This window comes from Leucobacter chromiiresistens, assembly GCF_900102345.1.
Classification (GTDB): Bacteria; Actinomycetota; Actinomycetes; order Actinomycetales; family Microbacteriaceae; genus Leucobacter; species Leucobacter chromiiresistens.
The window spans coordinates 2,767,587-2,793,283 of record NZ_FNKB01000001.1; the positions used below are offsets into that span (position 1 = coordinate 2,767,587).

The 25,697-nt window shown below is 72.1% G+C and carries 27 protein-coding genes; 6 read left to right on the forward strand and 21 right to left on the reverse strand.

Going from position 1 to position 25,697, the window contains the following annotated elements; genetic code table 11:
• Nucleotides 1-7: 7 nt before the first annotated feature.
• Together argJ and argC are read right to left on the reverse strand one after the other, a co-directional pair.
• Nucleotides 8-1,165, reverse strand: coding sequence for a bifunctional glutamate N-acetyltransferase/amino-acid acetyltransferase ArgJ (gene argJ, locus BLT44_RS12625; protein ID WP_010156687.1), 1,158 nt, complete (start codon nt 1,163-1,165; stop codon nt 8-10).
• Nucleotides 1,162-2,223 (reverse strand): N-acetyl-gamma-glutamyl-phosphate reductase, encoded by a 1,062-nt coding sequence (argC, locus tag BLT44_RS12630; RefSeq protein ID WP_029608265.1) that lies wholly within the window; start codon nt 2,221-2,223, stop codon nt 1,162-1,164. The genes argJ and argC overlap by 4 nt, the downstream gene beginning before the upstream one ends.
• Nucleotides 2,224-2,379: 156 nt before the next feature.
• Here argC and BLT44_RS12635 point away from each other — a divergent pair, with 156 nt between their 5' ends.
• Both BLT44_RS12635 and BLT44_RS12640 read left to right on the forward strand, forming a co-directional pair.
• The gene (locus BLT44_RS12635; RefSeq protein WP_074690256.1) at nt 2,380-3,258 is read left to right on the forward strand and encodes a PhzF family phenazine biosynthesis protein; all 879 of its coding nucleotides are present in this window, start codon (nt 2,380-2,382) and stop codon (nt 3,256-3,258) included.
• A 27-nt stretch (nt 3,259-3,285) separates the two neighbouring features.
• Complete coding sequence (locus BLT44_RS12640; protein ID WP_010156684.1) at nt 3,286-3,624, forward strand: putative quinol monooxygenase; 339 nt, start codon at nt 3,286-3,288, stop codon at nt 3,622-3,624.
• A gap of 51 nt (nt 3,625-3,675) precedes the next feature.
• On the opposite strand, the gene BLT44_RS12645 is transcribed toward BLT44_RS12640, so the two are convergent.
• From BLT44_RS12645 to BLT44_RS12680, 8 genes are all read right to left on the reverse strand, one after another.
• The gene (locus BLT44_RS12645; RefSeq protein ID WP_010156683.1) at nt 3,676-4,452 is read right to left on the reverse strand and encodes an enoyl-CoA hydratase; all 777 of its coding nucleotides are present in this window, start codon (nt 4,450-4,452) and stop codon (nt 3,676-3,678) included.
• Nucleotides 4,449-5,588 carry a bifunctional 2-methylcitrate synthase/citrate synthase gene (locus tag BLT44_RS12650; RefSeq protein ID WP_010156682.1) on the reverse strand — a complete coding sequence of 380 codons (1,140 nt, stop codon included), beginning with the start codon at nt 5,586-5,588 and terminating at the stop codon, nt 4,449-4,451. Before BLT44_RS12650 ends, BLT44_RS12645 begins: the two co-directional genes overlap by 4 nt.
• Nucleotides 5,589-5,715: 127 nt before the next feature.
• A complete protein-coding gene (prpB, locus tag BLT44_RS12655) occupies nt 5,716-6,615 on the reverse strand; it encodes a methylisocitrate lyase (RefSeq protein ID WP_010156681.1) in 900 nt (299 codons plus the stop codon).
• Entirely contained in the window at nt 6,615-8,153 is a 1,539-nt protein-coding gene (locus BLT44_RS12660; RefSeq protein ID WP_010156680.1) for an MmgE/PrpD family protein, read from the reverse strand. Before BLT44_RS12660 ends, prpB begins: the two co-directional genes overlap by 1 nt.
• On the reverse strand, nt 8,150-8,830 hold the full coding sequence (locus tag BLT44_RS12665; RefSeq protein ID WP_010156679.1) for a GntR family transcriptional regulator: 681 nt from the start codon (nt 8,828-8,830) through the stop codon (nt 8,150-8,152). Before BLT44_RS12665 ends, BLT44_RS12660 begins: the two co-directional genes overlap by 4 nt.
• A 73-nt stretch (nt 8,831-8,903) precedes the next feature.
• Nucleotides 8,904-10,799 (reverse strand): YhgE/Pip domain-containing protein, encoded by a 1,896-nt coding sequence (locus BLT44_RS12670; protein ID WP_010156677.1) that lies wholly within the window; start codon nt 10,797-10,799, stop codon nt 8,904-8,906.
• Complete coding sequence (locus BLT44_RS12675) at nt 10,796-11,419, reverse strand: P-loop NTPase family protein (RefSeq protein WP_176783289.1); 624 nt, start codon at nt 11,417-11,419, stop codon at nt 10,796-10,798. The genes BLT44_RS12670 and BLT44_RS12675 overlap by 4 nt, the downstream gene beginning before the upstream one ends.
• A gap of 158 nt (nt 11,420-11,577) precedes the next feature.
• Nucleotides 11,578-12,483, reverse strand: coding sequence for a VOC family protein (locus BLT44_RS12680; protein WP_010156674.1), 906 nt, complete (start codon nt 12,481-12,483; stop codon nt 11,578-11,580).
• A gap of 197 nt (nt 12,484-12,680) precedes the next feature.
• Between BLT44_RS12680 and BLT44_RS12685 the strand changes: the two genes are divergently transcribed.
• Complete coding sequence (locus tag BLT44_RS12685; RefSeq protein ID WP_010156673.1) at nt 12,681-13,124, forward strand: VOC family protein; 444 nt, start codon at nt 12,681-12,683, stop codon at nt 13,122-13,124.
• On the opposite strand, the gene BLT44_RS12690 is transcribed toward BLT44_RS12685, so the two are convergent.
• The 9 genes from BLT44_RS12690 to infC form a co-directional block, all read right to left on the reverse strand.
• Nucleotides 13,097-13,507: a VOC family protein gene (locus tag BLT44_RS12690; protein ID WP_010156672.1), complete on the reverse strand. Its 411-nt coding sequence runs from the start codon at nt 13,505-13,507 to the stop codon at nt 13,097-13,099. The two genes, BLT44_RS12685 and BLT44_RS12690, sit on opposite strands and share 28 nt — an antisense overlap.
• 70 nt (nt 13,508-13,577) lie before the next feature.
• On the reverse strand, nt 13,578-16,211 hold the full coding sequence (gene pheT, locus BLT44_RS12695; protein ID WP_074690258.1) for a phenylalanine--tRNA ligase subunit beta: 2,634 nt from the start codon (nt 16,209-16,211) through the stop codon (nt 13,578-13,580).
• Nucleotides 16,211-17,263: a phenylalanine--tRNA ligase subunit alpha gene (gene pheS / locus BLT44_RS12700; RefSeq protein ID WP_010156668.1), complete on the reverse strand. Its 1,053-nt coding sequence runs from the start codon at nt 17,261-17,263 to the stop codon at nt 16,211-16,213. Before pheS ends, pheT begins: the two co-directional genes overlap by 1 nt.
• Before the next feature lie 11 nt (nt 17,264-17,274).
• Nucleotides 17,275-19,173 (reverse strand): 5-oxoprolinase subunit B/C family protein, encoded by a 1,899-nt coding sequence (locus BLT44_RS12705; RefSeq protein WP_074690260.1) that lies wholly within the window; start codon nt 19,171-19,173, stop codon nt 17,275-17,277.
• A complete protein-coding gene (locus BLT44_RS12710) occupies nt 19,174-19,929 on the reverse strand; it encodes a LamB/YcsF family protein (protein WP_010156665.1) in 756 nt (251 codons plus the stop codon).
• A gap of 32 nt (nt 19,930-19,961) precedes the next feature.
• Complete coding sequence (locus BLT44_RS12715; RefSeq protein WP_010156664.1) at nt 19,962-20,774, reverse strand: TrmH family RNA methyltransferase; 813 nt, start codon at nt 20,772-20,774, stop codon at nt 19,962-19,964.
• A 113-nt stretch (nt 20,775-20,887) separates the two neighbouring features.
• Nucleotides 20,888-21,271 carry a 50S ribosomal protein L20 gene (gene rplT / locus BLT44_RS12720; RefSeq protein WP_010156663.1) on the reverse strand — a complete coding sequence of 128 codons (384 nt, stop codon included), beginning with the start codon at nt 21,269-21,271 and terminating at the stop codon, nt 20,888-20,890.
• A 51-nt stretch (nt 21,272-21,322) separates the two neighbouring features.
• Entirely contained in the window at nt 21,323-21,517 is a 195-nt protein-coding gene (gene rpmI, locus BLT44_RS12725) for a 50S ribosomal protein L35 (protein ID WP_010156662.1), read from the reverse strand.
• A 76-nt stretch (nt 21,518-21,593) separates the two neighbouring features.
• Nucleotides 21,594-22,157: a translation initiation factor IF-3 gene (gene infC, locus BLT44_RS12730; protein ID WP_414531132.1), complete on the reverse strand. Its 564-nt coding sequence runs from the start codon at nt 22,155-22,157 to the stop codon at nt 21,594-21,596.
• Nucleotides 22,158-22,438: 281 nt separating this feature from the next.
• Between infC and BLT44_RS12735 the strand changes: the two genes are divergently transcribed.
• From BLT44_RS12735 to BLT44_RS12745, 3 genes are read left to right on the forward strand one after another with little or no spacing between them, the layout of a single operon-like run.
• Nucleotides 22,439-22,828 (forward strand): DUF1844 domain-containing protein, encoded by a 390-nt coding sequence (locus tag BLT44_RS12735; RefSeq protein ID WP_010156660.1) that lies wholly within the window; start codon nt 22,439-22,441, stop codon nt 22,826-22,828.
• 9 nt (nt 22,829-22,837) lie between these two features.
• Nucleotides 22,838-23,644 (forward strand): AzlC family ABC transporter permease, encoded by an 807-nt coding sequence (locus BLT44_RS12740; RefSeq protein ID WP_010156659.1) that lies wholly within the window; start codon nt 22,838-22,840, stop codon nt 23,642-23,644.
• Nucleotides 23,637-23,963 (forward strand): branched-chain amino acid transporter permease, encoded by a 327-nt coding sequence (locus BLT44_RS12745; protein ID WP_010156658.1) that lies wholly within the window; start codon nt 23,637-23,639, stop codon nt 23,961-23,963. The genes BLT44_RS12740 and BLT44_RS12745 overlap by 8 nt, the downstream gene beginning before the upstream one ends.
• 24 nt (nt 23,964-23,987) lie before the next feature.
• On the opposite strand, the gene BLT44_RS12750 is transcribed toward BLT44_RS12745, so the two are convergent.
• On the reverse strand, nt 23,988-24,881 hold the full coding sequence (locus BLT44_RS12750; protein ID WP_010156656.1) for an SseB family protein: 894 nt from the start codon (nt 24,879-24,881) through the stop codon (nt 23,988-23,990).
• A gap of 17 nt (nt 24,882-24,898) precedes the next feature.
• Entirely contained in the window at nt 24,899-25,645 is a 747-nt protein-coding gene (priA, locus tag BLT44_RS12755; RefSeq protein ID WP_010156655.1) for a bifunctional 1-(5-phosphoribosyl)-5-((5-phosphoribosylamino)methylideneamino)imidazole-4-carboxamide isomerase/phosphoribosylanthranilate isomerase PriA, read from the reverse strand.
• Nucleotides 25,646-25,697: the final 52 nt, after the last annotated feature.

The window sequence follows — 25,697 nt, forward strand, 5'->3', positions numbered from 1 at the left end:
CGGGCTCCTAGCTCGAGTACGCGCTGTTCTCGTGCACGTACTCGTGCGTGAGGTCGTTGGTGCGGATGGTCGCCGTCTCATTCCCCGCGAAGAGGTCGATCTCGACGTGCGTGCGGCGCGGCGTGAGGTCGCACTCCTCGACCGGCCGGTCCGGCGCACCCGCGTGGCACAGGCGCACCCCGTTGAACGCCACGTCGACCGAGTACGGGTCGAACGCCGCCTCCGTGGTGCCGATGGCGGCGAGCACCCGGCCCCAATTCGGGTCGTTGCCGAAGATGGCGGCCTTGAAGAGATTGTTGCGCGCCACCGATCGGCCGACCTCGAGGGCGTCGGCGACCGATGCCGCGCCGCGCACCTCGATGTCGATGTCGTGGCTCGATCCCTCGGCGTCCGCCTGCAGCTGAGCGGCGAGGCTGTCGCAGACCGCTGCAAGCGCCGCCGCGAAGTCGGCTTCTTCGGGGGCGACCCCCGACGCGCCGCTCGCGAGCAGGGTCACCTGGTCGTTCGTCGACATGCAGCCGTCGGAGTCGAGTCGGTCGAAGCTCGCGGAGGTCGCGGCGCGCAGCGAGCGGTCGAGCGCTGCGTCGTCGAGCCGCGCGTCGGTGGTGATCACGACGAGCATCGTCGCCAGGCCGGGCGCGAGCATGCCCGCGCCCTTCGCGATCGCGCCGATCGTCCACCCGTCGCCGTGGTGCACCACGGTCTTCTCCACGGAGTCCGTGGTGAGGATCGCGCTCGCCGCCGTGCGGTCGTCGGCGGCGAGCGCGGCGACGAGCGCGGGAACGCCTCCGACGATCTTGTCGCGGAACGTCTGGTCGCCCGTGCCGATGAGCCCGGTCGAGCAGACGAGGATGCGTGCGGCGTCGTCAGAACCGATCTCGCGGGCGACCGCCTCCGCGGTGAGCCGCGTGGTCGCGTACCCGAAGTCTCCCGTGAAGCAATTCGCTCCGCCCGAGTTCAGCACGATCGCGTGCGCGGCCCCGCCGGCGATCGCGGAGCGACTCCAGAGGATGGGGTTCGCCTGCGCCCGGTTCGAGGTGAACACCGCGGCGCTCGCGCGCTCGGGCCCGTCGTTCACGACGAGCGCGAGGTCGGGTTTGCCGGTGCTCTTCAGGCCGACGGGGATGCTCGCGGAGCGGAAGCCCTTCGGTGCGGTTACGGTCACGGTGCGACTCCATTCACGGGAAGGCCGGTGGTCTCGGGCAGGCCTAGGGCGATGTTGGCGGACTGGATGGCCGCCCCTGCGGTGCCCTTGGCGAGGTTGTCGAGCGCGGCGACGATCACGGCGCGACCGGCGCTCTCGTCGATCGCGATGCTCATCAGGCAGGTGTTGGCTCCGAGCGTGTCGGCGGTGCGCGGCAGAACGCCGTCGGGGAGCAGCTGCACGAAGGGCTCGTCGGCGTACGCGCGCTCCCAGGCCTCGCGCACTTCTGCGGCGCTCACGCCCTCCGCGATGCGTGCGGTGGTCGTGGCCAGGATGCCGCGACTCATCGGCACGAGCACCGGGGTGAAACTGATGGTCGGCTCATCGCGCGCGCCGGCGCCGCGGAGCGCCTGCCTGATCTCTGGGATGTGGCGATGCGAGCCGCCGACCGCGTACGGATTGGCGGTGCCCATCAGCTCAGCGCCGAGCAGATGCGTCTTGGCGGCCTTGCCCGCGCCCGACGGCCCGACGGCGAGCACCGAGACGATGTCTCGCGCCTCGATCACTCCGGCGGCGACGCCGGGAGCGAGCGACAGCGCGACAGTGGAGGCGTTGCAGCCCGGAGCCGCGATCCGCGTCGCCCCGACGAGCGCCTCGCGCTGACGGCCGCTCGTGCCGTCCTCCCGCACCGCGATGAGTTCGGGCACCCCGTAGGTCCACGCCTCGTGGTGCTCGCCGCCGTAGAAGGACGCCCAGTCCGCTGCGCTCGTCAAACGATGGTCGGCACCGCAGTCGACCGCGAGCCGCACATTCGCGAGCTGCTCCGTGAGGGCCCCCGATGCGCCGTGGGGCAGGGCGAAGAACACGATGTCGTGCCCGTCGAGCACCTCGGGAGTCGTGGCCTGCAGCGTGAGATGCGCGAGCGCGCGGAGGTGCGGCTGCGACTGCACGAGCGGTTGACCCGCCGTGGAGTGGCCCGTGACGGTGCGGATCTCGAACTGCGGATGCTGGCTGAGGAGGCGGAGCAGCTCGCCCCCCGCGTATCCGCTGGCTCCCGCAACAGCGACGCTGTAAGTCATCATCTCCCTCTTCCCCGCGGGCGGCCCGCGCGCGTACCACTATTCAACCACCCGGGGGCGCGCCCGCTCGCCAGGGCCGCGGTGACGACACCGATCTGGGGAGACTGCGGGGCTAGGATCGACTGTGAGCGAGCAGAAACCGAGAGACGCCCGGCCATGACACGACCCCCAGTGCATACGGTGCACGTGTTCACCGACGGACCAGGCGGCGGCAACCCGGCGCCGATCGTGCTCGACGCGAGCGATATGACCGCCGCCGAGATGCAGCGGGTGGCGCAGCAGCACGGTCACGAGAGCGGCTTCGTCGTTCCGTCCGACGACGACGACGACGTGGACTTCCGTCTCCGCTTATGGATGCCCAGCCAAGAGGTGTCCATGTGCGGACACGTGACCGTCGGCACCGTCTGGCTGATGCACCGGCTCGGATTGCTCCGATCTCGCGACCTCCGCATCGGCACGGCGAGCGGAGTCGTCCGGGCGCGCGTCAGCGGCGACGGCGAGGTCGAGATCGCCCAGCCGGCGGGCGCCCTCGAGTGCCTCGACTCCTCCCTGGCCGCGGAGGTCGTCGCGGCACTGGGCCTCACGGCCGAGGATCTCGCGGGCCTTCCGATCCGCAACGCATCGACCAGCCGCACCAAGACGCTGATCCCCCTCGCATCGCCCGACGTGCTCGATGCGCTGGCGCCGGATCCGCCACGCGTCGCGGCGGTCTGCGCCCTCGCCGAGTCGACCGGACTCTACCCCTGGGTCGTGCGCGACCGGGGCGCGCGCCTGTTCGAGGCCCGGCAGTTCCCCCGCTCCTCCGGCTACCCCGAGGACGCCGCGACCGGCGTCGCCGCCGCAGCGCTCGCCTACGGGTTGCTCGCCGACGGACTGGTCGACGGCCCCGCCGACGGCCTCGGCGCCGCCGCGGACGCCGCGACCGCCGCGCCGATCCGCGTGCAGCAGGGGCGCGCCATGGGGCGCCCCTCCGAGATCCGCATCCGCTGGCGCGAGCCGCGCGGCGTGTGGCTCGGGGGCGCAGTACGGGCCTGACCCGGGCCTGCCGATAGGCTCGAACGCATGTACTTCATCGTCGTCAAGTTCCCCGTCAAGCCCGAGAGCGTCGCCCAGTGGCCCGAGATCGTGCGCGAGTTCACCGAGGCGACCCGCGCAGAGGCGGGTAACCTCTGCTTCGAGTGGTCGCGGAGCCTCGAGGATCCGAACGAGTTCGTACTGGTCGAGGCCTTCACCGACGCGGGAGCCGAACCCCACGTCACCTCGGCGCACTTCGCCGCGGGCCTCGAGTCGATGCGGCCGCATCTCGTGGCCACCCCGAAGATCGTGTCGCGTCGGGTCGACGGCGACGGGTGGGAGGAGATGGGCGAGCTCAAGATCGCGGGAGACGCCGCTCACGAGTGAGGGCGCGGGCTGCGCCGGCGCGGCGCCGACCGCGAACGCGCGGCGCCCGACCTAGCGGTGGCGGAATTCGGGAGCGCGCTTCTCGGCGAACGCGCGCATCCCCTCCTTCTGGTCGTCGGTGGCGAACGCGGCGGCGAACGCCTGGCGCTCGAACCGAAGCCCCTCGGCGAGCGGCATCTCCTGCGCGGCCTGCAGCGCGTCCTTCGCGGCGTACACCGCGGGCAGCGACTTCGACGCGATCGTCTCCGCGACCTTCGCGGCCTCGGCGAGCAGATCGGCGGCGGGCACCACGCGGGAGACGAGCCCCGAGCGCTCGGCCTCGTCGGCGTCCATCATGCGCCCGGTGAGCACGAGATCGGCGGCCTTGGCCTTGCCGATGGCGCGCGGCAGGCGCTGCGAGCCTCCGAAGCCGGGCAGGATCCCGAGCGTGATCTCCGGCTGACCGAACTTCGCGGTGTCGGCGGCGATGATGAGATCGCACATCATGGCGAGCTCGCAGCCGCCGCCGAGGGCGAAACCGCCGACCGCCGCGATGAGCGGGGTGCGGGTGCGCTCGAATCCGCCCCAGCCGGGGAACGGGCCGTCGAGGTACATGTCGGCGTAGCCGAGTTCCGCCATCTCCTTGATGTCGGCCCCCGCGGCGAACGCCTTCGCCGACCCGGTGAGCACGATCGCTCCGATGCCGGGGTCGTCGTCGAAGCGCTGCACCGCGTCGATGAGCTCGCGCACGAGCGCGCCGTTCAGTGCGTTCAGCGCGTCGGGCCGGTTGAGGGTGATCGTGGCGACGCGTCCCTGCGTCTCGGCGATGATCGTCGTGTAGTCGCTCATGCCGTCCAGTCTGTCACGTGTCGCTCGTCGGGGCCGTCGTACGCCGAGAGCGGCCGGATCAGTGTGTTCGCCGCCGCCTGCTCCATGATGTGGGCGGTCCACCCCGTGACGCGGGCGGCCACGAAGAGCGGCGTGAAGATCGGCGTATCGAAGCCCATGAGGTGATAGGCGGGGCCCGACGGGTAGTCGAGGTTGGGGTAGATGCCGGTGCGCTCCGTGAAGGCGCGCTCGAGGGTCTCCGAGAGTCGCCCGAGCTCGGGGCGGTCGTAGTGCGCGATCAGCGATTCGAGCGCGGCCCGCATGGTGGGCACGCGCGAGTCGCCGTTCTTATAGACGCGATGGCCGAATCCCATCACCTTGCGCTTCTCGGCGAGGGCGGCGTCGAGCCACTCCTCGACGCGGTCGGCGGAGCCGATCTCGTCGAAGACGTGCATCACCGCCTCGTTCGCGCCGCCGTGGAGCGGCCCCTTGAGGGCTCCGATGGCGCCCACCACCGCCGAATACAGGTCGGAGAGGGTCGAGGTGATCACGCGGGCGGTGAAGGTCGAGGCGTTGAAGGAGTGCTCGGCGTACAGAATCATCGAGCGGTTGAACGCCTCCGCGACGATCCCGTGGGGCTCCTCGCCGAACGTCATCCAGAGGAAGTTCGCGGCGTAGTCGAGGTCGTCGCGGGGCTCCACGATCGGCGCGCCCCGCCGCCGGCGCTGCCCGTAGGCGACGATCGCCGGAAGCGCGGCGAACAGCCGGATGGATCGCGCGAGATTCTCCTCCGCATCCCCCGAGGCGTCGAGCACGGATCCCGACCCCGCGAGGTCGATCGCTCCGAGCGCGCTCACCGCCGTGCGCACCTCGTCCATCGGGTGCGCGTCGAGCGGCAGCAGGTCGATCGCGGCGCGGACGGACGCGGCGAGCGGTCGGTGCTCGCGCTCCGTGCGCCGCAGCTGCGCCAGCTCGGCGGCGCTCGGCAGCTCGCCGCGCCAGAGCAGATGCGCGACCGCCTCGAACGGCTGCGATTCGGCGAGCTCCTGCACGGGGTAGCCCCGGTACAGGAGGCTGTTGGTCTCGGGGTTGACCTTCGAGATCGCCGTCGTGTCGACGACGACGCCCGCGAGCCCCTTCTTGATCTCCTGGTTCACGTGGTGCGCTCCTTTGCGATGACCTGCGGTGATGATGTGCGGTGATGCGGTGGTGAGGTGGGGTGATGCGGTGCGGCGATGCGGTGCGGCGATGCGGTGCGGCCGCGATGCACGCACGGCGGCGGGTCTACCGCTCGACGGTGAAGTCGAACACGCTCGCGTCGAAGCGGGTGTACCCCTCGTAGTCGACGAGGTCGTACAGGTCGGCCCGGTGCTGCATCTCGTCGAGCTTGCCGCGGAGGTGCCCGGCCTGATGCAGCTCGTCGAGGGCGCGGCCGGTCGCGCCCATCGCGATCCGCAGCATGGAGACCGGCCAGATGACGATGTTCACGCCGACGTCGGCGAGCTGCTGCACGGAAAAGAGTTCGCTCTTGCCGAACTCGGTCATGTTCGCGAGGATCGGTACGTCGAGAGCGGACCGCATCGCGGCGAACTCCTCGAGCGTGCGCATCGCCTCCGGGAAGACGGCGTCGGCGCCCGCGTCCATGAGCGCCCGGGCGCGGTCGATGGCCGCGTCGAGACCGTCGACCGCGCGGATGTCGGTGCGCGCCATGATGAGGAAGTTCGGATCGCGCCGCGCGTCCGCAGCTGCGCGGATGCGCTGCACCGCGCTCCCCTCGTCGACGACCGATTTGCCGTCGAGGTGCCCGCAGCGCTTGGGGTTCACCTGATCCTCGATGTGCGCACCGGCGAGGCCGGCGTCTTCGAGCGTCTGGATGGTGCGCGCGACGTTCATCGGCTCGCCGAATCCGGTGTCGGCGTCGACGATCGCGGGCAGCTCGGTCATGCGCGCGATCTGCTGCGCGCGACCGGCGACCTCGGTGAGCGTGGTCAGGCCGATGTCGGGCAGCCCGAGGTCGGCTGCGAGCACCGCGCCCGAGATGTACGCGCCGTCGAAGCCTTTCCGCTCGATGAGTCGCGCCGAGAGCGGGTTGAAGGCTCCCGGGAACCGCAGCAGCTCGCCGGTCGCGAGCCGCTCCCGGAACCGGCGTCGCTTCTCGTGGGCAGGGGTCTGGGCGTACAGCATCAGAAGAGTCCCTTCGGTGCGGCGTCGAGTGCGATGACGCCGGGGCGGGCCGTGAGGTTGAGGTCGGCGACCTCGTCGGCGGTGAGTTCGGGGAGTCGCTGCACGAGGTCGAGGAAGCGCTCGATCTCGTGCGGTTCGAGCACGGGCTCGGCGAGCAGCCGGAACTTCGCGATGTACTGCTCGCGCGCGAAGGGCCGGGCGCCGAGCGGGTGGGCGTCGGCGACCGCGATCTCCTCGACGATGGTGCCGCCGTCGACGAGCTCGATCTCGACGCGCCCGCCGAAGGCCTTCTCGTCGGGGTCTTCGGAGTGGTACCGCCGCGTCCACTCCGCATCCTCCGCCGTGGTCACCTTCTGCCAGAGCGCGACCGTGTCGGCGCGGCCGGCGCGCTCGGGGGTGTACGAGTCGACGTGGTGCCAGCCGCCGTCCTGCAGGGCGACGGCGAAGATGTACGGGATGGAGTGGTCGAGGGTCTCCCGCGACGCGGTCGGATCGTACTTCTGAGGATCGTTCGCGCCCGAGCCGATCACGGTGTGGGTGTGGTGGCTGGAGTGGAGCACGATGCGCGCGATCCGCTCGGGGTCCGCGAGTTCGGGGTGCGCATGGTGGAGGCGACGAGCGAGGTCGATCCACGCCTGCGCCTGGTACTCGGCCGAGTGCTCCTTCGTGTAGCTGTCGAGGATGGCGCGCTTCGGCTCCCCCGCGGCGGGCAGCGGCACCTCGTAGGCGGCGGAGGGGCCGTCGAGCATCCAGGCGACCACGCCGTCCTCGCCCTCGTAGATGGGCGCCGGCGCGGTCTGGCCGCGCATCGCCCGGTCGACGGCCTCGACGGCCATCTTGCCGGCGAACGCCGGGGCGTGGGCCTTCCACGTCGAGATCTCGCCCTTGCGGCTCTGACGCGTCGCCGTCGTCGTGTGCAGCGCCTGCGCGACGGCCTGCGCGATGGTCGCGGCGTCGAGGCCGAGCAGGGTGCCGATGCCCGCGGCCGCGGAGGGGCCGAGGTGCGCGACGTGGTCGATCTTGTGGCGGTGCAGGCAGATCGCGCGCACGAGGTCCATCTGGATCTCGTACCCCGTGGCGATGCCGCGCACCAGCGCCCGGCCGTCGGCGCCGACGTGCTGGGCGACGGCGAGGATCGGCGGGATGTTGTCGCCGGGGTGCGAGTACTCGGCCGCCAGGAACGTGTCGTGGTAATCGAGCTCGCGCACGGCGACGCCGTTCGCCCAGGCCGCCCATTCGGGGCTCGATCGGAGCGCGTCGTCGCCTCTCGACGGGAGCCCGAGGATCGCGCTCCCCCGGCCTCCGCGCGACACGGGGTGCGCGAGCGCCTGCGCGCGAGCCGCGACGATCGGCGCTCGCGTGAGCGATGCCGCGGCGACGGACGCGTTGTCGATGATGCGGTTGACGATCATGTCGACCACGTCGGGGTCGACCCCGACCGGGTCCGCCGCGACCTCGGCGATCTTCCAGGCGAGCTGCTGCTCGCGCGGCAGCGACTCCTCGCTGCGGTGCACTCGGACGTGGTGGGTGACGGTCATGCGGAGGCTCTCTCTTCGGTGTCGGCGATGGCGGCGAGGATCGACGCGAGCGCGCGATGCAGATGGACGTGGGTGGCGTGCGCGGCGAGCTCGGGGTCGCCGTCGGCGATGGCTCGGGCGATCAGGGCGTGCTCGCCGACTGAGGCGACGAGGCGCTCGTGGTGGTCGCGCGCGAGGGCGCGGGCGCGGGCCAGGTGGGTGCGGACGGGACGGAGGGCCTGCACGAGGTAGGGGTTCGCGACGGCGACGTCGATCGCCTCGTCGAAGCGCGCGATGAGGGCGTAGTACGCGTCGGCGCTCGATGCGGTGGGGTCGGGGTGCGCCGTCTCGAACGCGGACGCGATCTCCGCGAAGGTCTGCCGGTCGCCGCGCTCGGCAGCGAGGCGCGCCGCCGTCTCCTCGAGGGCTCGGCGCGTCTCGAACAGCGCGCGCACGTCTGCGACGTCGAAGCCGGAGACGACGAGCACGCGGGCGGATTGCTGCGTGATCAGCCCGTCTGCGACGAGGCGCCCGATCGCTTCCCGCATCGGCGTGCGGCTGACGCCCCAGCGCAGCGACTGCTCCACCTCGCCGATGGCGGTGCCGGGCGCGAGCGCACCCGTCTGAATCTGCTCGAGCAGCGCCCGGTAGACGCGTTCGCCCGTGCGCTCGCTCTTCGCCGCTGTCGCCGTCGCCATGGGGCTAACGTATCCACTGACCTCCGAAAGCGCAAGGGGAGCCGCGAAAACCGCTCACTGCGTATACGAACGGCTACCCGATCAGGCTCGGCTGCAGATCCTTCAGGGTGCGCGACCGCATCGTCTTCGCGACGCCGAGCGCCGCGACCAGCACGGCGATGACGAGCACGAGCGCGAGCTTGAGCGCCTCGCTCGCGGCATCGGCGAGGTCGCCGCCGTACATGAGCTGGCGCAGGCCGTCGACCGCGAACGACATCGGCAGGTAGTGGTGCAGCGTCGCGAGCGACGGCGGCAGCGTCTGCCAGGGGAACGTGCCTCCGGCGGTGACGAGCTGCACCACCATGAGCACGAGGCCGAGGAACTGCCCCACACTGCCCAGCCAGACGTTCAGGGCGAGGATGATGGCGGCGAACGTCGCCGACGCGAGCGCGATCGTGCCGTATGCGGCGACGGGATGCGCGAAGTCGAATCTGAGCGCGAATGCGACGATGGCGAAGAGCCCCAGCATCTGCGTCGCCCCGAGCAGCGCCGGAGTCGCCCAGCCGGCGAGCGTCACGCGCAACGGCGTGTGCAGCGCGGTCACGGCGCGGCGCGAGACGGGCTTCAAGATGAGGAAGAGCGCGTAGATGCCGATCCACGCGGCGAGGCTCATGAAGAACGGCGCCAGCCCGGCGCCGTAGCTGCCCGCGGAGGTGACGCGGCTCGTCTGCACGTCGACGGGGCTCGCGATGTTGTCGGCCTGCGCCGCGCGCAGCTCGTCGGAGCTGTCGGGGAGCTGCGCGACGCCGTCGGCGAGGCCGTCGCGCAGCTGCCCCGCCCCGGTGGTGAGGTCGCCGAGGCCGCTCTGCAGGCTGCCCGATCCGTCGACGAGCTGCGCCAGTCCGTCGTCGAGTGCGCGGGCGCCGTCCGCCGCCGTCGCGATGCCGTTCGCGAGCTGCGGCGTCGCGTCCGCGAGTCGCCGCGACCCGTCGGCCACCTGCTGGGAGCCGCTCGCGAGCGTGTCGAGCTGCGCACTGGCGTCCTGCACCTGCCCGTTCACGGCCGAGAGGTCGCCCCCCGCGCGGTCCATCGCCGCGCTCACCCGGTCGATCACGGCCTGGTCCACGTGCGCGCTCGCGAGATCCTCCAGGATCGCCGCGCGGTCCTGCGCGAGCGCGTCGAGGGCGCGCTGGCTCGCGCCCGCGGCCTCCCTGCCGTACTGCGCCACCGTCGCGTTGCCCGCGGCGACCTGCGACGCCCCGTCGGCCAGCGTCTCGGTGCTCTGCGGCAGCCCGGCGGTCGCGTCGCGCAGCTCGCCGAGCCCGGAGGCCAGCCGCCCCGAGCCCTCGGCGGCCTGCTGGGACCCGGCGTGCAGCTTCCCCGCACCGTCGCGCGCCGTCGCGGAGCCGTCGGTCAGTGCACTCGCGCCGTCGGTCGCCTCGACGAGGGAGCCGCGCACCTGCGATATGCCGTCGAGCAGCGACTTCGCGGCCTCGCGGTTCACCGATTGCACGACCTGCTTCTGGATGCGCTGCACCGCCTGCTCGCCGATCGTGGTCGCGAGGTAGCTGTTCGCATCGTTCGTCGTGAGCACCACGTCTGCGCGGTGCGGGTCGTCGGTCTGCGACGACTGCAGGGCTTCGGAGAAGTCCTCGGGCAGCGTCACCGTGAAGTCGTAGACGCCGTTCGCGATGCCGCGCTCGGCATCCGCCGCACTCACCCGGTGCCAGTCGAAGCTGCCGTCCTCGATCAGATTCTCGGCGACCTCGTCGCCGATCACCCGCACGTCGTCTCCCTCGTCCACGCCGGTGTCGGCGACCACGAGTGCGACGGGCACCTGGTCGAGCCGGGCGTACGGATCCTGGTTCGCCCACAGGTACAGGCCGCCGTAGAGCAGCGGCACGCACATGAGCGCGACGAACGCGAGTCGTGCCATCTTGGTCGCCCAGAGACGGGCGAACTCGGCGCGGATCATCTGCGGGATCTTCATGCGCGCTCCTCCTCCGCATCGTTCGCGCCGGCGACTCCCGGCGACTGTTCACCGGGCCACTCGCGCAGCGGCATGACCTCACCGGTCCCCCACCCCTCCGGGTGGGCGGCGATCGCCGCTCGCGCCGCCTGGCCCGCGATGACGAGCACGGCGGCCCCGTCGTCCGCGAGTTCGCAGGCGATCCGCCACCAGCCCTCGGGCGCGCCGCCGTGCCGGTCCGGCGAGACCAGCACCAGTCCCTCGACGCCGGGCCGCTGCAGCGCGAGCTCGCAGAGCGCGCGCACCCGGGCCTCGGGCGCGAGATTGCCGATCGGCATCCGCGCGAACTCCCGCAGCCCCAGGCGCTCGAGCTCCTGGCGCACGGCCACGGGCCCGCCGAACCGTCCCGCGAACATCAGCTCCTCCGCGACGACGTCGGCGAGCAGCACGTCGCCGTGCGGCTCGCTCACGTCGGGGGCGTCGACGAGCGCGACGCGGCGGCGCAGCGCCCGCGCATCGGGGGCATCGTCGATCGCGACCTCGCCGGAGTCGGGCTTCATGCGGCCCGACACGATGAGCCCGAGAACGGTGGGCCGCTGCGCGGTCTCCGCCTCGACGAACACCGCGGTTCCCGAGTGCATCGACACGTCGATCGGCGGGAGCGCCCGCCCGCCCGGTCCTTTGCTGACCGCCGTCGCCCGCACCCGCATGAGTCCATCCCCGCCCTACTCGTTCTCCAACCCTGCGAGTGTAGTCCTCCGCTCCCTGAGTGCGCGGGCAGGTGAACGGGCGTTCGACGTCAGAGGTCGTCGATGACGATTTTGTGCATGCCGAGCAGGTGCTCGAAGGCGTGCGGGCGCTCCATGAGCCTCCCCATGTCGGCGGGCACGATCTGCCAGCTCACCCCGAACTCGTCGACCAGCCAGCCGCACTGCTCCGCCTCCGGCACGGCCGAGAGCGCGGCCCACAACCGGTCGATCTCCGCCTGGTCCGCGCAGTGCACCTCGAGCGACACCCCCGAGCTGAACGTGAAATCCTGCTCCACGCCCGAATCCATCACGGCGAACATCTGGTCGCGGATGCGGAAGTCGCTGTACATGAGTGCATCGGCCGTCGCCGGCCCGGTCGGCTCGCCGTAGGGGAAGGATCCGACGAGCGAGGCGTCGTCGAACACCTCGATGTATCGGTCGCGCGCCGCGGCCGCGCGGTTCTGCGCGGCTCCGCCGAACATGAGCGACGGCATCACGAACGGGGCGTCCGGGTCTCCGCCGTCGTTCACGCTGAGCTGCCAGGTCATGCCGTAGCGATCCTGCACCCAGCCGTAGCGCGGGCTGAAGGGGTACGCGTCGAGCGGCATCAGCACCGTGCCCCCGTCCTGCAGCCCCTCCCACACCCGGTCGAGGGCCTCGCGCGCCGCGTCGCCTCCGCCGAACCGCGCGCCCGTGAACATGAGGAACATCGAGATCGACGGATTCGGTGCGAACTCCTCGCCCGCGTTGATCAGCGTGATCCGGTAGCCCGACACGCTGACGGCGACCGTCAGCGGCGCCCCGGCCAGCGGCTGCTGGAAGTCGAGGAGGCCGGTCTCGGGGTACCGGGACTCGACCGTCGCCGTGGTGTCGGGGAGCACGCTCGCGTAGAAGCGGCCGACCTCCTCCGCGTTTCCCCGGCACCAGATGTTGGGCACGATGTACTGGTGGGTCATGGCCGTTCCTTTCACAGGCGGGCGAGGCGTCGATGCCGGGGGCGCGAATGCCGGATGCGGCCACCCGCGCGGCCCGCTCTCAGTATCCGCCGCGGGCTCGGCGGCGGCAAGACCCGGATCGGTGACAATCTCGCCGATCGGGGGCACAATGTGAGCAGAGGGGTCTGCCGGGGCCCCGCGAGCTCCGAGGAGACCTCATGTCGATCAGCCTGAACCCCTACCTCAACTTCCACGGCACGGCGAGCGACGCGCTCGAGTTCTACCACTCCGTGCTCGGCGGCGAGATCCGCCTCATGCAGTACGACTCGATTCCCGGGATGATGGGCGACCCCGCCGAGGCGGAGAAGATCATGCACGGGCAGATCGATACCCCCGACAGGCTCACCATCATGGCCGCGGACTATCCGTCGTCGATGGCCGATGCGCCGGATGCGGCCGCCTCCGGGCACTCGGTGTGCGTCTCGGGTGACGACGCCGACCGCATCCGCGCGCTGTGGGAGGGGCTCTCGCAGGGCGCGCAGATCCGGGAGCCGTTCGAGACCGCCCCCTGGGGCGACACGTTCGGCATGCTGGCCGACCGGTTCGGGGTGCCGTGGATGTTCAGCCTCGCGCCTCAGGCGGGCGCGGATTCGCCCTCGTAGCCGATGAGCCAGCGCACCCCGTACCGATCGACGACCTGCCCGTCGCTCGCCTCCCACTCGCGGCGCTCGAGCGGCTGCAGCACGCGGCCCGCGACCGCGAGGGCGTCGAACCAGCGGTGCAGCGTCGCCGGCGCGGCCGCCCCGAGCAGCGAGAAGAACATGCCGCCCATGTGCAGCGCGTCCTCGTCGGCACCCGCGTCAGCCCCGTAGATAGCGACCGGCCCCACGAGCGTGCCGTGGGCGATCGCGTCCGCGGGCCCGTCGGCGCGACCGAATTCGCCGAACGTGTGCAGCTCAATCGCGCCCCCGAACACGGATCTGTAGAACTCCAGCGCCTCTCCCGCGGTTCCGGGGAAGAGGAGATAGGGCGTGATTCCGGTCATCGGCGGGCTCCCTTTCGTCGGTTCGGTGTTCCGTCGGAGCGCTGTTCCGTCGGCGCGCCGTTCCGCAGGTTCAGTCGCGCAGTCGGGCTGCGAAGGCGAGTGCCGCCGCCGAGACCCCGTCGAGCTTCGCGGCGCTCGCCTCCTCGGCGGTCAGCGTGCGATCGACGGCGCGGAATCGCAACGCGAACGTGAGCGCCTTCGTGCCCGGCTCGATGCCCGCCCCGCGGTAGTCGTCAACGATCCTCGCGGCCTCGAGCAGCTCGCCCGCGCCGGCCACGACCACGGCGAGCAGGTCGCCCGCGGGCACGTCGTCGGCGACGACGAGGGTGAGGTCCTGCGTCGCGGCGGGGTAGGTGGAGAGCTGCGCGGTCTCCGGCTGCCGCGGGGCGAGCTCGATCAGACGATCCAGGTCGAGCTCGAACGCGGCCGCTCGGCCCGGCAGGTGGTGCTCGGCGACCAGCTCGGGGAGCAGCTCGCCGGCCACCCCCACCACCACGAGTCCGCCCTCGTCACCGTCGGCGTCCGCGCCCGCTCCGCCGACGCGGATCGCGAGTTCGGCGGTGCGGCCCGGGTGGAAGGCGCGGTGGGAGCCCTGCGAGACGACCAGCTCGGCCGAGACGGCGCCGGCGACGGTGCGCGCGGCGTCCAGCGCATCCGCCCAGTCGGCGGCGCGAGCCGGCTCGCCGACCTGCTTCGCCACGGCGTCTCCGAGCAGCAGCCCGGCGATGCGGCGCGGCTGGCGCGGGATCGACGCGTTGAGCTGCGCGAGCACCGCGTCGTCGGGCCGCTCGGCGAGCGGGGGCACCGTCTCGGTGCCGATCCGCACACCGTCGGCGCGGGGCTCGAACACGAGGCCGAGCTCCAGGAGCGCGAGGTCGGTGAGACCGCGCGACACGTTGCGCTGCGCCGCGACCACCAGCCCCGGCAGCAGCGACCGGCGCAGGAACGGCGATTGCGCGTCGAGGGCGTTCGCGAGGGCGACGGCCTCGACGGGCGCCGCCCCGCGCACCGCACCAGCCGCAGCTGCGGCGGCGTCGGCCTCCGCCGCGTCGGGCCCCGACTGCTCGGCGCCCGCGCCGAAGGCATCCAGCTGCGCCCGCGACACGAACGGGTAGCTCTGCACCTCGTCGAGTCCGGCAGCGGTCACCACGTCGGCGACGCGGCGACGCAGCCGCTGGCTGCGCGTCAGGCCGCGACCGGCGGGAGCCACGGGCAGCACCGAGGGGATGCGGTCGTAGCCGACGATGCGGGCGACCTCCTCGACGAGGTCGGCGCCGCGGCTGAGGTCGGAGCGCCAGCTCGGAGGGGCGACGCGCAGTTCATCGTTCTCGTCGGCGACGATGCGGCACCCGATCGTCTCGATCGCGCCGCGGATCTCGGCATCGCTGTAGTCCGTGCCGAGCAGTCCGTTGACGCGCGCCACGGGCAGACGCACCTCTTCCGACTCCCAGGGCGCGACGAGGTCGGAGCCCAGCGCGTCGGCGGTGCCGCCCGCGAGGTCGACGAGCAGGTCGACCATGCGCTGCGCCGCGGCCCGCGAGACGAGCGGATCGACGCCGCGCTCGAAGCGCTTCGACGCCTCGCTCGGCAGCTTGTGCCGGCGCGCGGTGCGCGCGATCGACACGGGATCGAAGGTGGCCGCCTCGATGAGCACGTCGACGGTGCCGTCGTCGGCCTTCGTCGATTCGCCGCCCATGACCCCGGCCAGGCCGATCGCGCCTGATTCGTCGGCGATCACGAGATCCTCGGCGTGCAGCTCGCGCTCCTGACCATCGAGAGTGACGAGCGTCTCCCCCGCCGCGGCACGGCGCACGGTGATGCCGCCGGTGAGCTTCGAGAGGTCGTATGCGTGCAGCGGCTGGCCGAGCTCGAGCATCACGTAGTTCGAAATGTCGACCTCGAGCGACAGCGAGCGGATGCCGGCGAGCTGCAGCCGGGCCGCCATCCAGGCGGGGGTCGGCCGCGACGGGTCGATGCCGCGGACGACGCGCGTCACGAACCCGGTGGCTCCCGCGCGGCCTCGGATCGGCGCGCGGTCGTCGATCGAGACCTGGAACCCGGCGCCGATGGCCGGCGTCACCGCCTGCGCCGGATCGCTGAAGGTCGCCCCCGTCGCATGCGCGTATTCGCGGCCGACGCCGCGAATGGAGAACGCGTACCCGCGATCCGGGGTGACGTTGATCTCGACCGCCGTGTCGGAGAGCCCGAGCAGCGCACGGGCGTCGTCGCCGACGGCGGGGTCGAGGCCCAGACGGGAGAGCACGATGATGCCGTCGTGATCCTCGCCGAGCGAGAGCTCGCGCGCCGAGGCGATCATGCCGTCCGACACGTGCCCGTACGTCTTGCGCGCCGAGATCTCGAACCCGCCGGGCAGCACCGCGCCCGGCAGCGACACGACGACCTTGTCGCCCGCGTCGAAGTTGTGCGCGCCGCAGACGATGCCGCGCACGCCGGCCCCGCCGTCCGCTGCCGTCCGCCCCTCGGGGGCGACGCGCACCTGGCACCAGTTCACCGTCTTGCCGTTCGAGTGCTCCTCGGGTTCGCGGGAGAGCACCTCGCCGACTACCACGGGTCCGGTCACGTCGAAGCGGCGGATCGACTCCTCCTCGAAGCCCACGCGCACGAGGTCGGCGTGCACCGCCTCGGGGGTGACGTCTTCGGGCAGCGAGACGACCTCGCCGAGCCAGCTGAGCGGAACGCGCATTATACCAGTCCTCCGAACTGACGGTTGAATCGGACATCGCCCTCGACCATGTCTCGCATGTCGTTGATGTCGTGGCGGAACTGCAGCGTGCGCTCGATGCCCATGCCGAAGGCGAAGCCCTGGTACTCGTCGGGATCGATCCCGGCGGCGGCGAGCAGCTTCGGGTCGACCATGCCGCAGCCGCCCCACTCGACCCAGCGCGCGCCGCCCTTGGCGTGCGGCTGCCAGACGTCCATCTCGGCCGACGGCTCGGTGAACGGGAAGAAGTTGGGCCGCAACCGGATCTCGGCCTCCGCCCCGAACATCTGCCGCGCGAAGTGCTCGAGGGTGCCGCGCAGGTGCGCCATCGTCAGACCGCGGTCGATCGCGATCCCCTCGATCTGGCTGAACACGGGGGTGTGCGTGGCGTCGAGCTCGTCGGTGCGGTACGTGCGCCCGGGGGCGACGACGTAGACCGGCAGCTCGCGGTCGAGCAGGGAGCGGATCTGCACGGGCGAGGTGTGCGTGCGCAGCACCAGGTGGCGATCGGCGGGTTCGACGAAGAAGGTGTCCTGCATGGCGCGCGCCGGATGATCGGGATCGAAGCCGAGCGCGTCGAAGTTGAACCACTCGTGCTCGACCTCGGGGCCCTCCGCGATCTCCCACCCCATGCCGATGAAGACGTCAGAGACCTCGTCCTGCAGCTGCGCGAGCGGGTGCCGGGTGCCGGCGGTGCGGCGCACCGGCGCGGTGGTCACGTCGACGGTCTCGGCGACCAGCCGTGCGGCGGCCTCCTGGGCGACGAGCTCGGCCTCGCGCCCCTGGTAGGCGCCCTCGATGCGACCGCGGGCCTGCCCCATGAGCTTGCCGGTGGCCGCCTTCTCGTCCTTCGGCACCGCGCGCATCTGCGCGTTGAGCTGCGCGATCGCGGAGCCCTCGCCCGCGTGGGCGGTGCGCGCGGCCTTCAGCTCGGCGACGGACGCTGCTGCGGCGAATGCGGCGAGCGCGGCCGCGACGGCGGCGTCGGCCGCGGCAGCGGTGATCGGATTCGAATTCGGGGCGCTGTCTGACACGAGTCCTTATCTTACCGGGAGCCGTGCGCGGCGAGAATCTCCGCGATGAGCGCCGCGCGCACCGCATCGACGTCCGGCCCATCGCCTCCCGGCGCATCGGCCAGCCGATCCAGAGCGGCGGCGAGCGCGCGGGGAACGGCGACGGCGATGCGCCTGCCGTCGACCTCCAGCGACACGCGGACGGTCTCTGGGATCGCCGCGCCCGGGTCCTCCCCTCCTGCGAGCGCCTGGTCGAGGCCGCCGTCGTCGGCGTCGACGGGGAGGAAGCGCACCCGCGCTCCCGGGCGGAGCTGCGCGGCGACATCCGTGTCGGCGTCGACCACCGTGCCGATCACCGGGTACCCGCCGGTCACGGGGTGGTCGGCGAGGAAGAGCACGGGAAGCCCGTCCGGCGGAACCTGGATGGACCCGCGCACCGTGCCCTCGCTCGGCAGCTCGCCGGATTGCGAGCGCACGAGGGGCGCGCCGTCGAACCGCAGCCCCACCCGGTTCGAGGCCGGCGCGAGGCGCCACTCCCGGGCGGTCAGCGCTTCGCGGGCGGTCGCGTCGAACCAGTCGTCGCGGGGGCCGGGCACGAAGCGGAGCACGGCACGGTCTCCGGGCGGGCGGGCGGGTCCGCTTCGCGCCGTCGGGGCTCCGTGTTCGGACGAACGTTCTGCGGAGTCCGCCGCCTCCGGCGCGCACGCCGCTCCCCGTGCGAGGATGTCGCCTGCGGCGAGAGGCGCCGGCCCCAGACCCGACAGGATGTCTCGGCTCGCGCTTCCGAGCGCTCCGGGCGTCGCGATGCCGCCGCGCACCGCCAGCACGCCCCGCAACCCGCGCGCCGCGGGCCCGACGTGCAGCGTCTCCCCGCGGTGCACGTCGAACGCGGTCGCGTCGTGCGGCGCGGGGCGTCGCTCGCCGTGCGCGTCGTCGATCACCGCCTCGGCATCCGTGCCCGCGAGCGCGATGACGGCGTCGGCCTCCGCGCGCAGCGACAGCGCGGCGTTAAGCGTCTCGAGCGCGGGGGCGCCCGCCGCGTTCCCCACCGCCAGGTTCGCCGCGGCGAGCGCACGGCGATCGGCCGCCCCGGAGGGGCTCACCCCGATCGCCGCGTGCCCCGGCCGGCCGGCATCCTGCACGAGCGTCTGGAGGCCGGGGTCGAGCACCGTGAGCACGACCCCCGCGCCGGCCGGGGGCTCCCCCGCGAGCCGAGCCGCGGCGCCGACCGCCACGCCGGGGAGCGCGATCTGCTCCCGAACGGCGCGGAAGGTCACGGTGTCGCCCGGGGCCAGCAGCGCGGCCGGCTCCCGCTCCGCATCCCAGATCCGCGCACTCGTGCGTCCGATCACCTGCCACCCGCCCGGCGAGGCTCCCGGGTAGACCGCGGAGAAGCCTCCCGCGAGCGCCACCGACCCCGCCTCGACGCGTTCGCGCGGGGTGTCGCGCCGAGGAGCGTCGAGCGCGCCATCGCCGCCGGTGAGATACAGGAAGCCCGGCGCGAAGCCGCCGAAGGCCGCCGTCCAGCGGGCACCCGTGTGCGCGGCGATCACCCCGGCCGCCCCCAGCCCGGTGTGCGCGCCGACGACATCGAGGTCGGGGCCGTCGTACACGACGTCGATCACTGCGACCCGCGCCGTCTCGCCGAGCATGGTGCGCGCGAACCCGGCGATCCCGGCGGGCAGCCCCGCCACCTCAGCTGAGATGCGGCGCGCGCTGGCCCGATCCGCGCACCTGACGAGCACGGTGCGCGCGGCCGGCACGATGTCGATCACTCCGGGGAAGCGGCGCTCTCTGAGGATCGCCGCGAGTGCGAGCACCGAATCGAGGTCGGGCAGATCGATGATGCACGCGCGGTCGCCGACGGGGCGCACCGCGAAGGCCCCCGCGCGGGGCGCAGCGGCGGCGTGCGAGCGATTCCGAGCGCGCATCTACGCGAAGCTCGCGATCCGAACGCCGCGCTCGTCGAGGGCGGCGCGTACCTCGCGCGCCAGCTGCACGGCTGCAGGGCTGTCGCCGTGCAGGCACAGGCTGTCGGCGGGCACCGCGATCTCCGTGCCGTCGACGGCGACCGCGCGCCCCGTCGTCGCGATCCTCACCGCCTGCGCTACGGCGGCTGCAGGATCGAGCATCGCGCCCGGCGCGGTGCGGGGCACCAGCGTGCCGTCACGGGCATAGGCCCGATCGGCGAACGCCTCGGCGAACGTGCGCACGCCCTCGTCGTGCGCGATCCGCTCGACTGCGGAGCCGCTCGGCACGAGCAGGGCGAGCTCATCGCCCACGGCGCGCACGGCGTCGACGACCGCTCGCGCCTGCGGCTCGTGGTGCACGATGGCGTTGTAGAGCCCGCCGTGGGGCTTCACGTACCGCACGCGCGCGCCGACGCTCCGCGCGAGCGCCTGCACGGCGCCGATCTGGTAGATGATCTCGTCGGCGAGCTCGGCGGGGTCGTAGTCGATGAAGCGCCTGCCGAACCCCGCGAGATCGCGGTACCCGGGGTGCGCGCCGATGGTCGCCCCGGCAGCAGCCGCGGCGGCGCACGTCGCGCGGATGCCGCTCGGGTCGCCCGCGTGGAAGCCGCAGGCCACGTTGGTGCTCGACACCGAGGCGAGCACGGCGGCGTCGTCGCCGAACGCGTAGTTTCCGAACGACTCGCCGAGGTCGCAGTTCAGGTCGATGCGCAGCATCCGCCCATTCTCTCAGGCGCGGGCGCGGCCCGTCAGCGGCTCCGCTGGGCGAAGGCGGTCTCGTACAGCAGCACGCTCGCCGCCGTCGCGAGATTCAACGATTCGGCGGCGCCGTAGATCGGCAGCCGCACGGAGCGATCGGCGAGCGCACGCTCGGCCTCGCTCAGCCCGCGCGCCTCATTGCCGAACACCCACGCGACGGGCCCGTCGAGCTCGCCCGCCCCCCGGGCCTCGAGCACGTCGGCTCCCCGCACATCGGCGGCGAACGTACTGAGGCCCGCGGCGCGCACGGCGTCGACGGCGTCGCTGAGCGTCGGCGCGACGGCCACCGGCAGATGGAACAGCGAACCGGTCGTCGACCGCACGACCTTCGGGTGGAACGGATCGATGCTCTCACCGGCGAAGATCACCGCATCGGCGCCGGCCGCGTCGGCGGCGCGCAGCACGGTTCCCGCGTTGCCCGGGTCGCGGATCTCGTGCAGGATCGCCACGAGCCGGGCGCCCGCGACCGCATCCGCCGCGCTCCCCTCCCAGCTCCGCGCGACGGCGACGACGCCCTGCGGGTTCACGGTCTCCGACATGGCGGCGATCACCTCGTCGGTCGCGCGCTCGAGCCGCACCCCGGCGTCGGAGGCCAGCCGATCGACCTCGGCCTGCCAGTTCTCGCCGCCGAGGGTCGTGTAGACCGTCTCCACGAGTTCGGGCCGGTGCACGAGCAGCTCCCGCACGGCCTGCGGACCCTCGACGAGGAACCGGCCGTGGGCGCGACGCTCCTTCTTGCGCGCGAGGGAGGCGATCCTCCGCACGCGCTCGGACTTGGTGCTGCTCAGGATCGCGTCGGTCATGCGTTCAGCCTAACGGCGCCGGCGGGCGCGCCTCTGCGCGCCCGCCGCACCGCCCGGGATGCGCGAAGACCCCCGCTTCCTGAGAAACGGGGGTCTTCGCGGGGAAGAACTGCTTACGCGGCCTTCGGAGCCGAGGTGTCCTCGGGGAGAGCCGACTTCGCGACCTCGACGAGCGCGGCGAACGCGGCGGGCTCGTTGGTGGCGAGCTCCGAGAGCATGCGGCGGTCGACCTCGACACCCGCGAGGCCGAGGCCCTGGATGAAGCGGTTGTAGGTCAGGCCGTTTGCGCGTGCACCCGCGTTGATGCGCTGGATCCACAGGCGACGGAAGTCGCCCTTCTTCTTGCGGCGATCGTTGTACGAGTAGACGAGCGAGTGGATGACCTGCTCTTTGGCCTTGCGGTACAGGCGCGAACGCTGTCCGCGGTAGCCCTCGGCGCGCTCGAGGATGACGCGACGCTTCTTGTGGGCGTTGACGGCCCTTTTGACTCTTGCCATTTCGGTTCTTCCTTAGAAAGTTCTCAGATGAAAGCTATGCGCTCGCGCCGGTCAGTGACCGAGGAGCTTCATGGCCTGCTTGGCGTCGCCCTTGGCGAGCACCTGCTCGGCGTTCAGACGGCGCTTGCGCTTCGAGGCCTTGACCTCGAGGTTGTGGCGCATGCCGGCCTGCTGCTTCATCAGCTTGCCGGAACCGGTGAGCTTGAAGCGCTTCTTGGCCCCCGAGTGGGTCTTCTGCTTGGGCATCGATTTCTCCTTGTTGTGTGCGAGCCTCTCGGCCGCGGATTGCAGGGTGGCGCTGCGCACGGCAGCGCACCGCAGTTCATTCGCCGTCCGACTCCGTGCTGCTGGACTTGTCGGCCCGACGAGTGGCCTTCTCCTCGGCGCGACGAGCGTTCAGCTCGGCCTTCGCCTCGGACTTGTTCTTGAGCGGCGCGACGACCATCACCATGTTGCGGCCGTCGATGCGGGGGTTCGACTCGACGACTCCGTACTCAGCGATGTCCTCGGAGAACTGCTGCAGCAGGCGCACGCCCATCTCCGGTCGCGACTGCTCGCGGCCTCGGAACAGGATCATCGCCTTCACCTTGTCGCCCTGCGACAGGAAGCCGACGGCGCGCTTCATCTTGGTCTCGTAGTCGTGCGTGTCGATCTTGAGTCGGAAGCGCACCTCTTTGAGCACGGTGTTCGCCTGGTTGCGGCGGGCTTCCTTCTGCTTCTGAGCTGCCTCGTACTTGAACTTCCCGAAGTCCATGATCTTGGCGACGGGAGGCTTCGAGTTCGGGGCAACCTCGACGAGATCGAGATCGGCGTCCACAGCCATGCGGAGCGCAGTCTCGATCGGCACGACACCGACCTGCTCGCCACTGGGTCCTACCAGTCGCACCTCGGGGACGCGGATTCTGTCATTCGTACGGGGATCGCTGATCGCCGGCTCCTCTGATCTCAATGGTGGGCGCTCCTCGCGGGAGCCACGGACATCGAGATCAGGACCGCGCACGCGCCGTCCCACACCCTTGTGCAGCTGCCGAATGATCGGCGGGGTGTCAACTACCCGGTAACCTGGAATCGGTGCCGGGTGGGAGAATCTCCACTTCCGTGATCTCGGCAGAACGCCGAGAACCGACAACATCGTAGCACACTTACCGCAGGAGCAGACAGGATCTCATGACCGAGCACACCGCCGAACCGGCATCCACCCCCACCGACGCCGCGGAGTCGGAGCAGGCAGACGTCTCGCAGGCCACGCGCGACATCGCGGACGTCGCCGCGGTCGAGGTGATCACCACCGCCGCGGTGCACCTGCTCAGCGCAGCCGCGGTGAAGGTCGGGCTCGCCGACGACCCCGAGACGCAGATCGACCTGGACGAGGCGCGCAAGCTGATCAACGCGCTCGCCGGCCTCATCACCGCCGGGGCCCCCGAGGTGAGCGACATGCACGCCCGCAGCCTGCGCGACGGACTGCGCTCGGTGCAGCTCGCGTTCCGCGAGGCGTCGGTGATCCCCGATCCCATCGGCCAGGGCCCGGGCGAGAAGTACACCGGTCCCGTCAACTAGCGGCGCGCCGTGCCCCGCCCGTCCGCCGCAGGCCCCGCCGAGCGCTCGCCCCGCTCGGCGCGGCTCGCGGAGGTGACCGTCGGCCTCGGCGATTCCCTCGGCGTCGGCATCGGCATCCTCCCGCTCGGCGTCGCCCTCGGCGTGCTCGTCGTGCAGGCGGGGCTCCCCTGGTGGCTCGCGCCCGCCCTGTCGATCGGCATCTTCGCGGGATCGGTCGAGCTGCTCCTCGTCAGCATGATCGCGGCGGCGACTCCGCTCGTGACCATCGCCGTCACCGTGTTCGCCGTCAACTTCCGGCACGTGTTCTACGCCTTCTCGTTCCCGATCTCGCGCGTCTCACCCGGCATCCCCCGCGCCTACTCCGTCTACGCGATGATCGACGAGGCCTACGCGACGTACGTGCTCATGGAGAGCGACCGGCTCTCCTCCGCCCGCATGGTCTCGGGGCAGCTCGCGATGCAGGCCTACTGGGTGATCGGCGGGCTCATCGGCGTCGCGCTCGCGTCCGCGCTGCCCGAGCCGATCGAGGGCTTCGAGTTCGCGCTCGTCGCGCTCTTCGTCGTCATGACGCTCGACGCGGTGCGAAGCCGCAGAGAGGTGCCATCGGCGCTGCTCGCCGCCCTCGCCGCGGCGATCGCGATCCTGGCCGCTCCCGACAACGCGCTCCTCGTCGCGCTGCTCGTCTTTACCGCTCTGCTGACTGGCCGCTACGCAGTCTCGCGACTGCGCCCGGCGCCGGAGCGCGCCGCGGAGCTCGGGGCCTCGGAGCTCGGCGACCCGGCCGATCCGCCCCGCGAGGAGACCGATCGTGCCTGAGCTCGGTTACCTCCTCGCGGCCGTCGCGATCGGCTCCGTCGTCACGATCGCCCTGCGCGCACTGCCGTTCGCGATCCTGAAACCGCTGCGGCGCTCGAAGTTCGTCGCCGCGCTCGGGCGGTGGATGCCGGCGGGGATCCTCTGCATCCTCGCCATCGTGATCCTGCGCGACGAGCTCGTCGCACGCGCCGATCACTGGTGGGCGGTGCTCGCCGCCACTGCGGTGACGATCATCGTGCACCTGGCGGGCCGTCGGCGCGCCGTCCTCAGCGTGGCGGCGGGCACCGCCTGCTACATCCTGCTGATCAACCTCTTCTGAAACGGCGCCCCCGGCGACGTCCGGTCACGCCGCCGCAACGGGCCGTAGCGTCAAGGAGTCGACCCTCCGCGCAACGATCTCCGATGCGGCGATGCGGGCCTGGAGCGCCTGCAGCACCTCCCGGTGCGCGTCGCCGACCGACTCCGACATGCGGAGCATCACCGTCACCTCCGGCTGCAGCAGGCGGTTCTCGAGCTCGCCCGGAGCGATCCAGAGCGCCGCGATCCGCGGATCCGCCGCTCCCAGCTCACGGAACTCCTCCTGCACCGCCGCGTCCGCCCATGCGGGCAGCACCCGCTCGCCCAGCGCCAGCGCCTCGAGCGCCGTGCGTCGCACGCCGAACTCCCGCTCCGGCGTGCCGGGATCGATGATGATCAGCTCCGTGCCGTCCTGCGCCGCGGCCAGGGCCGCCTGCGAGCCGGGCACGGGAATCGGCCGCGCCTCGGGGTTCCAGCGCCGCAAGGTCTCCACGGAGGTGAATACGGGCAGCACGCGCCGTCCATCGGGCGCCGCGACGGACACGATCGACAGCTCCTGCGACTTCTCGACCGTGCGCCCGTCGGGCGTCTGCCCGAGCTCCCCCGCCTCCGCGAGCATCGGCACCAGGAAGCGCTCGGCCGCGAATCCGGCGATCGCCTCCGACTGCGCCTGCGCGACGCGACTCACGGCGGACCAGTACTCGGCGGCCGCGGCGGCCGTCCTCGCCGCATCGGCGGCGTCGCGCACCGCGCGGATGAGCGCCGTGACGTGCTCCGAAGCGCGGCCGTCGTCGTCCGCGAACGCGGTGTCGTGGTGATCGAACGTGCGCCCGGCCCACGGGAACCCCGCGGAGTCGGACGGCCCGCCGGCGCTCAGGCTGTCGGGCACGCCCGTGCTGCGCGGGGCGTCGCCCGTCGACGGGAGCTTCTTGATCGCCATGCGCGCGGCGTCCCCGCCTACCGGCCCGCGACGTCGAGCGCGGCGGGCAGCGAGAACGCCCCGTCGTACAGCGCCTTGCCGACGATCGCGCCCTCCAGACCGTCGTCGACGAGGTCGCGCAGCGCAGCGATGTCGTCGAGGCTCGAGACGCCGCCCGATGCGACGACCGGCCGGTTGGTGCGCGAGCACACCTGCGCGAGCAGGTCGATGTTGGGCCCCCGCAGGGTCCCGTCCTTCGTGACGTCGGTGACGACGTAGCGGGAGCAGCCGGCCGCTTCGAGCCGGTCGAGCACGTCCCAGAGATTGCCGCCCTCCTGCGTCCACCCGCGAGCGGCGAGGGTCTCGCCGCGCACGTCCAGCCCCACCGCGACCCGGTCGCCGAAGCGCGCGATGACGGCCTCCGTCCACTCGGGGTTCTCGAGCGCTGCCGTGCCGAGGTTGACGCGCGTCGCGCCCATCTCGAGCGCCGCCTCGAGCGAGGCGTCGTCGCGGATGCCGCCGGAGAACTCGATCTTCACGTCACCGGCGCGCTTGATGATCTTGCGGGCGACGGAGACGTTGCTGCCCCGGCCGAACGCGGCGTCCAGGTCGACGAGGTGGATCCACTCCGCGCCCTGATGGATCCAGTCGAGCGCGGCGTCCACGGGACTGCCGTAGTTCGTCTCGGTGCCGGCCTCACCCTGGGTGAGCCGCACGGCCTTGCCGTCGACCATGTCGATCGCCGGAAGCAGCTGCAGCCTCGGACGTTCGGCGAGTTCGCTCATGAGTGTTATCTCCTTCTCGGGGTGCGGGTCGGGTCTTCGAGACGCGGGCTCG